The sequence below is a fragment of the Marinomonas sp. TI.3.20 genome (genome assembly GCF_038155025.1).
In the GTDB taxonomy this organism is placed as follows: Bacteria; Pseudomonadota; Gammaproteobacteria; order Pseudomonadales; family Marinomonadaceae; genus Marinomonas; species Marinomonas flavescens.
This window is the reverse complement of the sequence record NZ_JBAKAS010000011.1, coordinates 135,816-145,930: the sequence shown is the minus strand read 5'-3', so window position 1 is coordinate 145,930 and position 10,115 is coordinate 135,816. Positions and strand designations below refer to the sequence as shown.

3 protein-coding genes and 5 tRNA genes are annotated in these 10,115 nt (G+C 44.4%); 7 read left to right on the top strand and 1 reads right to left on the bottom strand.

Features of this window, described 5'->3' with window-relative positions; all coding sequences use genetic code 11:
• Window positions 1-17: 17 nt before the first annotated feature.
• Window positions 18-6,857, top strand: a complete 6,840-nt coding sequence (locus V6259_RS12455; RefSeq protein WP_341584773.1) for an Ig-like domain-containing protein — start codon at window positions 18-20, stop codon at window positions 6,855-6,857.
• Window positions 6,858-6,953: 96 nt separating this feature from the next.
• Here the strand turns inward: V6259_RS12455 and msrA are convergent, their stop codons facing one another.
• Window positions 6,954-7,613 carry a peptide-methionine (S)-S-oxide reductase MsrA gene (gene msrA, locus V6259_RS12450; RefSeq protein WP_341584772.1) on the bottom strand — a complete coding sequence of 220 codons (660 nt, stop codon included), beginning with the start codon at window positions 7,611-7,613 and terminating at the stop codon, window positions 6,954-6,956.
• A gap of 158 nt (window positions 7,614-7,771) precedes the next feature.
• Between msrA and V6259_RS12445 the strand changes: the two genes are divergently transcribed.
• From V6259_RS12445 to V6259_RS12420, 6 genes are all read left to right on the top strand, one after another.
• The gene (locus V6259_RS12445) at window positions 7,772-7,975 is read left to right on the top strand and encodes a hypothetical protein (RefSeq protein WP_341584771.1); all 204 of its coding nucleotides are present in this window, start codon (window positions 7,772-7,774) and stop codon (window positions 7,973-7,975) included.
• A gap of 95 nt (window positions 7,976-8,070) precedes the next feature.
• Window positions 8,071-8,147, top strand: a tRNA-Met gene (locus tag V6259_RS12440).
• 162 nt (window positions 8,148-8,309) lie between these two features.
• A tRNA-Met gene (locus tag V6259_RS12435) sits at window positions 8,310-8,386 on the top strand.
• 71 nt (window positions 8,387-8,457) lie between these two features.
• Window positions 8,458-8,534: transfer RNA gene (locus tag V6259_RS12430), tRNA-Met, on the top strand.
• A gap of 74 nt (window positions 8,535-8,608) precedes the next feature.
• Window positions 8,609-8,685 (top strand) — tRNA-Met (locus V6259_RS12425).
• Between the two features lie 130 nt (window positions 8,686-8,815).
• Window positions 8,816-8,892: transfer RNA gene (locus tag V6259_RS12420), tRNA-Met, on the top strand.
• Window positions 8,893-10,115: the final 1,223 nt, after the last annotated feature.

The following is a 10,115-nucleotide window of genomic DNA, read 5'->3' as shown; positions in this document are numbered from 1 at the left end:
GCACCAACAACGTGGTTGTGGATGCGACACAAACTGACGGCGTCTGGAGTGTGGCGGATGCGGATCTAAGTGGTCTGACCGACGGCACGATTACCGTCAGCGCTGTAGCAACTGATGATGCGGGCAATACGTCAACTAAAACGGATACGTTAGATTTAGACACTACGACAGCGGCGACGATCACAATAGACGCGGTGGCGTCCGATGACGTGATTAATGCGAGCGAAGCGGCAGGCAATGTGACAATCACAGGCCGTGTCGGTGGTGACGCAGCGGTGGACGATGTCGTGACCTTAACAGTGAACGGCAATAGCGATTATACGGGCACCGTGAGCGAAGATGTGGATGGAAACTTGGTGTATAGCATCGACGTAGCTGGCAGTGACTTGGCTGAGGGCAATAGTATCAGCGCAAGTGTCAGTGGCACGGACGCCGCAGGCAACACCTTTACAGCGATCAGCGCCGCAACCGACGGTGATTTCACCGTGGATGTGTCTGTGAGCTTGCCAACGATTGACTTGGCGGTGACCAGCGACAGTGGCGACAGCGACACAGACAACTTAACGAACAACACGAGTGTGACCTTAACGTTGGGCAATATCGACAGCGATGCGGCCAGCGTGGAAGTGTTTAACGGTGACGAGTCTTTGGGAACCGCGACGCAAGTGGCGGGCGTTTGGACCTTGACCACCGAAGAGGGTGGCCTGGACGTAGGCAGTAACGACTTGACCGTGACCGTGACGGACACGGCGGGCAACAGCAACAGTTCTACTATTTTGGACGTGACCTTAGACACCAGTGCGAGTGCAACCATCAGCATCGATGCGATTGGTGGTGATGGCATCTTGAACGCCAGTGAATTGGTGGGTGATCTATTAGGCAACGTGGCGATCACAGGCAGTGTGGGTGGTGACGCTAGCGAAGGCGACACCGTGACCTTGTCGGTGACGTTAAACGATGGCACGACAGCGAACTACACCGGATTGGTGAGCGACAGTGGTACCTACAGCATTGGTATTCCAAGTGCGGTCTTGTCTGTCTTGACGGACACCACCATCAGCGCAAGTGTCAGTGGCACGGACGCCGCAGGCAACACCTTTACAGCGATCAGCGCCGCAACCGACGGTGATTTCACTGTGGATGTGTCTGTGAGCTTGCCAACGATTGACTTGGCGGTGACCAGCGACAGTGGTGACAGCGACACAGACAACTTAACGAACAACACGAGTGTGACCTTAACGTTGGGCAATATCGACAGCGATGCGGCCAGCGTGGAAGTGTTTAACGGTGACGAGTCTTTGGGAACCGCGACGCAAGTGGCGGGCGTTTGGACCTTGACCACCGAAGAGGGTGGCCTGGACGTAGGCAGTAACGACTTGACCGTGACCGTGACGGACACGGCGGGCAACAGCAACAGTTCTACTATTTTGGACGTGACCTTAGACACCAGTGCGAGTGCAACCATCAGCATCGATGCGATTGGTGGTGATGGCATCTTGAACGCCAGTGAATTGGTGGGTGATCTATTAGGCAACGTGGCGATCACAGGCAGTGTGGGTGGTGACGCTAGCGAAGGCGACACCGTGACCTTGTCGGTGACGTTAAACGATGGCACGACAGCGAACTACACCGGATTGGTGAGCGACAGTGGTACCTACAGCATTGGTATTCCAAGTGCGGTCTTGTCTGTCTTGACGGACACCACCATCAGCGCAAGTGTCAGTGGCACGGACGCCGCAGGCAACACCTTTACAGCGATCAGCGCCGCAACCGACGGTGGCTTCACAGTGGATACGTCTGTGAGTACCTTGACGTCGAACATCACGGATGAAACTAATAGTGGATCGAACGACGACACGATCACCAATGATACGACACCAGCGATTAGTGGCGTAACGGAAGCGGGTGCGACCGTTACAATCAGCTACACAGACGCGATGGGCACCGCGCAAACAGCGATTGGCACAGCGGATGAAGATGGTAATTACAGCATTGCGATTGAGAATGCGTTGGCGGAAGGCTCAAACACCCTGAGCATTAAAGCGGTCGATGTGGCGGGTAATGAAAGCACGACCACGCAAAACGTGACCGTGGATACATTAATCGATGCTCCTGTTATTACGAACATCACTGATGACTCTGCCAATTCTGATTACTCAACCGTGACTTTGCATGGTACTGGAGAACCTGGTACGTCGATCACTTTACATGTTATCTCTGGATTATCTGGAAATGGTAATAACACTCAAACGGGTGAGTATGTCGAGGTTGAAGGTCTTTCAATTATTGTTGATGAAAATGGTAATTGGACTGCTGATGTGTCGAACTTGACTGATGTTCAGGCCAATGACAATGAGTTCTTTAAAGCAACTCAAACGGATGCCGCTGGAAATGTTAGTGATGATTCCAATACAGCGCAGTATTGGCATGGAACGTCGGCTGCAGTCGATACTGAAGTGGGTGACGACTATGTCTTGTCTGGTTCTGGTAATGATCAAATTACGATTACTGGAGACGATGTTAATGATGGTCTGACTATTGATGGTGGGGCTGGTGTTGATACGGTTATTTTCCAGAACTTTGATGCTAGTCAGGCGACGTTTGTTGTGGATGAGAATGGGAATCTACAAATTACTCGTGCGGATACTGGCGATGTCGTTCTGTTGATTGATGTTGAGAATGTAAAAATCGATGGCGTGACCTATACAACTGCTGAACTGTTTACACCAACCGTCGCTATCGCTAGCGATACTAACAATGATGGATTATTAAATTCTGGTGAGGCTTATGATGGCAGTGTGACAGTTTCTATCGGCTTACCAATAGGTGCGAAGGTTGGCGATACGATCACTGTTAAAAGTAATAATGGTGAGCCTGATCGAGTAATTACACTTAACTCAAATAATATTACCAATGGATCTGTGTCTGTATCTGACATTGCCGTTACGGAAGGCGATACCTTAAAAGTAACAGCATCTCTTTCTACTGGAGGTGGCGTAGGGTCAGATGCAGCTCTAGTTGATACCTTGGCTTCTGCACCAACGATATCGATAGCAGGCGACACAAACGAAGACGGCGTTTACAACGCAGCGGAGCTTGGAACAGATGGCACAGTGACGGCAACGATCAGTATCCCAGCGGATGCGGTTGCTGGCGACACAGTGACGTACCAAGTGGGTGATGCAGACGCCGTGAGTGTGGTCTTAACAGACGCCTTGATTGGCAGCGGCATTACCGTAGAAATCGAACCAGAAGCGACGATCAAAGCAACGATCGAGGATGCAGCGGGCAACATATCGGCTGAAGCGACAGCGACAGCATTGGCGGCTAATGAAGCGCCAATCGCTGAGGCCAAAAATGATTCCGTCGATGAAGATTCAAGAATTACAGGTTCCATTACAGCAAGTGATGCAGATCTTCCTAGTACTGCAAGCTTGACATTTAGTACGACAGCCACCGTGGTTGGTTTGGTGCTTAATTCAAATGGAACTTACGCGTTTGATGCTTCTTCTTATGACAGCCTTAAGGATGGTGAAGAGCTTAAATTAGAGATTCCTATCACTGTTACTGATGATAAAGGTGCGACTGATACAACTACTTTAACCATCACGGTTACTGGTACAAACGATGCACCGACGGCTACCGCGAAAGTAGACTATGTAACTGAAGATAGCGCTATCACAGGTACCATAAGTGCCAACGATGTCGATCTAGCGGATGGAGCAGCGTTGTCGTTCAGCACAACATCTGATGTTGCAGGCTTGACGTTGAAATCTGACGGGTCTTACAGTTTCGATGCGTCATCTTACGATAACTTGGCAGAGGGTCAAAAACAGATCATTAATATCCCAGTCACTGTTACCGATGATCAAGGCGCAACAGATATAACGAGCTTGACGATCACGGTTACTGGTACAAACGATGCGCCAGTGGTGACTGATGATTCTACCAAGACTTACGATACGGGCATTCGCCTTGATGAGTTGCCTGAATTTGGCACAATACAGGTGCAAAATACAGACGGCGATTGGGTTGATATGGTTGTGGGTGTTACCTACGCTTCTGATACAGACGTTCGCTTTGTTTCTGATGGTGATAAAATAGAAGATGCTATTGCCTTTGAGGTTGGTTCCTTTAGTGGTACGGCATCAGTGAGTGATTGGGGCGTCTTAAATGATGATGGGCAGGTCGTTAAAACGATCAACGACGGGACGTCTAACCTTACTGTTACTACATCTGTTTCTACTGGTATTTTAACAGCTTGGAATGGGGATACTCACATAGGTAATGGTATTGGTAATGAGACTGGAAATGGCCTTAGTTCAAATGCAATATTAAGCGAATCATTAAGAGTCGATATTGATACGACAGATGTTTCTATCAATAAAATATCATTTACATTAGATGGCCTAGGTGGGCACTTTGATAAGGGCAGTGAGCATGCAACTGAAGTCTCTATAACAGCTTTCTCATCTGATGGTGAGGAGATAAGTACTCAGGGTAGCTATAGACAAAGTGGTGAATTTGAAGACACTTATTCTTTCACAGCAGATCAGCCTGTTGCTTATTTTATATTGACGACAACAGGCGGTAATGGGTCTTATGTTGTTCAGAACATGACGATCTCTGAAGTTGTTCCAGACTCAGTGATTTTAACCACCTTGCAAGCAGATGGCAGTGAGTCAACAACTAACTTGGTATTTGATCCTAGAGATTCAGTCAATTTCACAGATAATTTTGTTGACCTTGATAGCAGTCTAAAAGAAGGTGCCATTGCTACTGATGAAGATACCGCAATCACTATAGATGTTCTGGTTAACGATACCGACGTAGATAGTATTATTGATCCAACGACGGTTGTTATTACTACTCAACCTGAGCATGGCACAGTGTCTGTTGATTCGGAAACGGGCCAAGTCACCTATACGCCAAATGAACATTACAATGGCAATGACAGCTTCGAATATACTGTTGAAGATAATACTGGCCAAGTTTCAAATGCAGCAACGGTTAGCTTAACGGTTAATAGCGTGGATGATGCCACTGTGATTGTTGATGATTCGGCTTCTACAAATGAAGATGTTTCTATTTCCAAAGATGCTGCGAATGGCGTATTAGCAAATGATTCAGATGAAGAATCTGACTTATCTGTCGTTTCCTTTAGTGTTGGTGAGCAGTCATCTGTAGCTGGGTCTTCTATTTCGATAGTTGGCGTTGGTGTTCTTCTTGTGAATACGGACGGCTCCTATAGTTTTGAACCAGTGAAAGATTGGTCTGGCGATGTTCCAAATATTACATATACGACTAATACGGATGCGAAGGGTAATCTGAGTTTAACAGTGAACCCAGTCGCTGATACCCCAAGTCTTGTTGTCAATATTGGAGAAGGAGCGTCTGAAGTTGTTACGACGAAACTTAATGGCTCAAATATAAGCCAATTAGGATCGGATGGTGATAATTTTATCAATAGCGCAGTCGTTACAACTGATATGGTTAACCGGACTCTTAATTTTGGTGTAGAAAATGCGGGTAAAGTAATCACCTTATCGTTTGATACGCAAGTTCAAGGAAGTTGGGATAATGCTGCTGGTTATACAAAAGATACTTATAGTATTAAAGCAAATGGTTCTACTTTAGATACATTTGATTATAACCGTACTTTTGAAAGTGAGAGTTTTAGCTCTAACCAGACTGATAGCTATCAAGTTACTTTGGATGCTCAAGGTAAAGTATCTGTAGATTTCTTCGTTGCAAGTACCCAGACAACCGAAATCGTTAATGTCTCTAATATTAGTGGTACTTTGGTTTCTACCAATTCGATTACGTACCCATTAGATATTACTGGCACTAATAATGATTCTGATGGTAGTGAAACACTTAGCTATGAAATAGGTGCGTTACCGGAAGGTGCAACCTTGCTTGATGCTGATGGAAATCCTATTGCTTCAAATGAGACTACTGGACACTATGATTTGTCAGAAACGCAGATCTCAGGATTGCAACTGTCTGTTAAAAGTGATGTAGATCAATTTGATCTGGCGGTATCTGTTCGTAGTCAAGATGGGGATTCCGTTAGTGCCCCAGTTTCTACGACGGCAACTATCGGACAACCTGATTCTACTGAGGAAGCCCCAACTTTCTTTGAAGGTGTATCTAGAAGCTTAGAATCTGATCTCTTGGATTTTGAGTCAAGTACAGACAACACTATTACCGGTACCAGTAATAATGATTTTCTCACTGGTACAGATGGTAATGATCACATTAAGTCCTTCAATGCCCAAGATAATATTGCAGGTGCTGCTGGCTCTGATTGGTTAGAGGGCGGTGATGGTGATGATATTTTATACGGAAATGGCTATTTGTATACAGTAGAGGGCGAGTCGGATCGTCTAGATGGTGGCGCTGGTGAAGATACTTTATATGGAAGTGTTGGCGACGACTTCTTATTGGGTGGCGCGGGGGATGATACTTTATATGGCGGTGCCGGCAATGATGTTTTGATTGGTGGTGGTGGTCAAGACAGAATGATTGGTGGTGACGGTCGTGATTTGTTTGTTTTGGACAAGGACGATAATAGCAGTACTGTTATAGCGGATTTCCAAATTGATGAAGATGCGCTTGATATATCCGATTTATTGGATGTACCAACTTCAACATCGGACATACAGAGCTATCTGAATGATAAAGTTAGTGTGACAACGGATGCTAGTGGTATTAGCGGTCTTTCTGTTAAAGATTCTAATAATGCGGACCATCAGGTTGCAACCTTTGGGAGTGGTTCAGCATTAGGTTCTAGCGGGACTCAGGTGACTGTCGTGTTCAATGACCAAGAGTACAGTATTAATGTTGATGGCTAGATGCCATTAGTAGAAACAAAAAAACCGAATTAGATCTAATTCGGTTTTTTTATATCTCGCAAATGAGTGATGCAATGCTGTGGTTTTTTAGGTGTATTAAACGCCTAAACCAATAGGGCAGCTGACGCCTGTACCACCTAATCCACAGTAACCGCCTGGGTTTTTATGGAGATATTGCTGATGATATTCTTCGGCAACATAATAAGTCGTTAGGGGCTCAATTTCTGTTGTGATCATAGCGTGACCTGCCGATAGGAGTTCTTTTTGAAACGTGGCTTTGCTTGCTTCCGCAGTATCTATATCGTCCACATTGTTTAGATAAATGGCAGAGCGATATTGACTACCGATATCATTGCCTTGCCTCATGCCTTGAGTTGGATCATGATTTTCCCAAAAGACTTTTAAAATGCCGGCTAGTGTTGTGATGTTAGTATCAAAGCGAACGGTTACGGCTTCAGTATGCCCCGTTTGTCCGCTGCAAACTTCTTCATAAGTAGGGTTTGGGGTAATGCCGCCGGCATAACCTACAGAGGTAACCACGACACCAGGCGTATTCCAGAACTTTCTTTCCGCTCCCCAAAAGCAACCCATTGCCAATACAACCTCAGCTTCGTTGCTTTTTAATGGTCTAAGGAAAGATTCATTATTGACGGCGTGCTTCCCTGAGACAGAAAGCGCTTCTGGTCTACCTATTAAGGCGGAATCCTTATCGGGTATCGTTGATTTCTTTAGTAATTCTTCGCTTTTACTGAACATGCGATGGCTCCAAAGCTAGGTGTTCTGAATGAAGTAGTCTTTTAACTACATATGACTACAGTCAATAATAACTAAATTACAAAATACAACTACCCGAGATATAGAAATATCCGCATTAGCGCCTAGGATTGATAAATGTTTAAAAGGAAGTAGTGTATATGCTTCGTATTTTGGTGCAATGGGATTCAAGAGATGCCAATGATGCGCTCATTCAGTTTATTGATGAATTGGATGCGGTGTTATGCCTCAATAAAACTGAGCCTACCTTTATTCAGCTTGATTGTGAGCATGTCCCACGGTCTAGGAAGATAAAGCCTAAAATCAAGACTCTTCTAAAACAAGCATTCTATATTTTGCCGTAGGTTTGGATTAGCCTGTTCTTTTTACGATAAAAAGGATAAACGCCTATGAACCGCTTGACTCCTATCTGAACTCACCTATAATACGCCCTCGTTGTCGCGGGATGGAGCAGTCTGGTAGCTCGTCGGGCTCATAACCCGAAGGTCGTAGGTTCGAATCCTGCTCCCGCAACCAATTTAGATAATGGTCGTAGGTTTCTTTTTTGTAAGAAAAGCTGCTCCCAAAGCTAAGTTAAATGATGCTAGTATTTTTCTTTTTAGTAAGAAAAATACTTCTGAAATCATTTGTATATGGGCAACGAAAACGAAATTGTTAGTGAATTAGAACATAATTTGTCGCGGGATGGAGCAGTCTGGTAGCTCGTCGGGCTCATAACCCGAAGGTCGTAGGTTCGAATCCTGCTCCCGCAACCATTTAGTTTCGGTCACATAATAATTTCAGTATTAAGAGATAAAATCTATTCTATATCAGTAGTTTAGTTTGTCGCGGGATGGAGCAGTCTGGTAGCTCGTCGGGCTCATAACCCGAAGGTCGTAGGTTCGAATCCTGCTCCCGCAACCAAAACATAGTTTTTGTCCACAAAATTTATCTTTAATTTCTGCATATAAACTATATAAATCAATAGTTTAATCTGTCGCGGGATGGAGCAGTCTGGTAGCTCGTCGGGCTCATAACCCGAAGGTCGTAGGTTCGAATCCTGCTCCCGCAACCAAGTTAATAAATCGGTCGTAGGTTTCTTTTTAGTAAGAAAAGCAGCTTTCGTAGCAAAATATTAGATTTGGTCATGCAGATATTCAGAAATACATTACCAAAAAGTAAGCTATATCAATAGTTTAACTTGTCGCGGGATGGAGCAGTCTGGTAGCTCGTCGGGCTCATAACCCGAAGGTCGTAGGTTCGAATCCTGCTCCCGCAACCAATTCAAAAACGGTCGTAGGTTACTCTTTAGTTAGTAAAGCTGCTCCCGCAATCAATTCAAAAAGCAATTAATTCAAAAAGCAACCAATTCAAAAAGCAACCAATTCAAAAAGCAACCAATTCAAAAACGGTCGTAGGTTACTCTTTAGTTAGTAAAGTTGCTCCCGCAATCAATTCAAAAAGCAAACAATTCAAAAACGGTCGTAGGTTACTCTTTAGTTAGTAAAGTTGCTCCCGCAATCAATTCAAAAAGCAAACAATTCAAAAACGGTCGTAGGTTACTCTTTAGTCAGAAACGCTGCTCCCGCAACCAATTCAAAAGCGGTCGTAGGTTACTCTTTAGTTAGAAACACTGCTCCTGAAATTAATTTATATTACTGATTTTAAAGGATAATGTTCTCTATAAACTAGTCTTAATCAGGATTTTGGGTAAAGCTTGTGTTTTTCTCCTTTTTTAGGCTATTTCAATATTTGAGCAATTAAAGTGGATGTCTAAACTTCACTCAGATTTTGGCTTTAGTATGATTCAGTTCTACTCGTTTTTGGGCATTATGTGTAGCCAGAAACTGCTGAGGTAGTCTCCTATTAGGTTGGTTGTTTCATGGGGATTGTGCTATTTCATCGCTGGATCGCTCAGATTGTATTATTTTTGCACAGTGAATCCTAAACATAGTGGGTAAGGATAAGGTCTTTTTCTGCTACCCAATTTCAAGTAAGGTGGTTCAATCAATTATTCTGAGCGAGTTGATGGCATCAACTAATTAATTTGAATTAGGTTTGATTTCTATTGCCTCCTTCAAATCCATAGAATGTAATCGTGTGGCCAGCTTGGGTTGAAACGACGAGAGAGGGCCTGTTAAAGTTGATATTGAAAATTTGTAAGTGTGAATTAATCCCTCATAGCAATCCCTTAAATTCAGAGAACAAGTGCGACACTGCAAAAAAGGCGGAGAAGAGGCCAACTGCTGAAGTGTTTACGCTTCTTCTTATGACAGTAGAAGCATTACTAACATGATGTATTCGCCGTTGACCGAAGACAAAATAGCCCTTGATGTGATTAACCTTAATCACATCAACTAAAGATAAGAAAAAGTAAAAAGCCTCTGCAACGCATTAAGCTTAAAACGGAATTTGAAATGAAAGCGTATCTTGGCATGGAAGCAAAAACTGGCTCAATTTATCGCTTAAGTACGACCGCAGCGAATGTGCGATCCTTTCTTATGT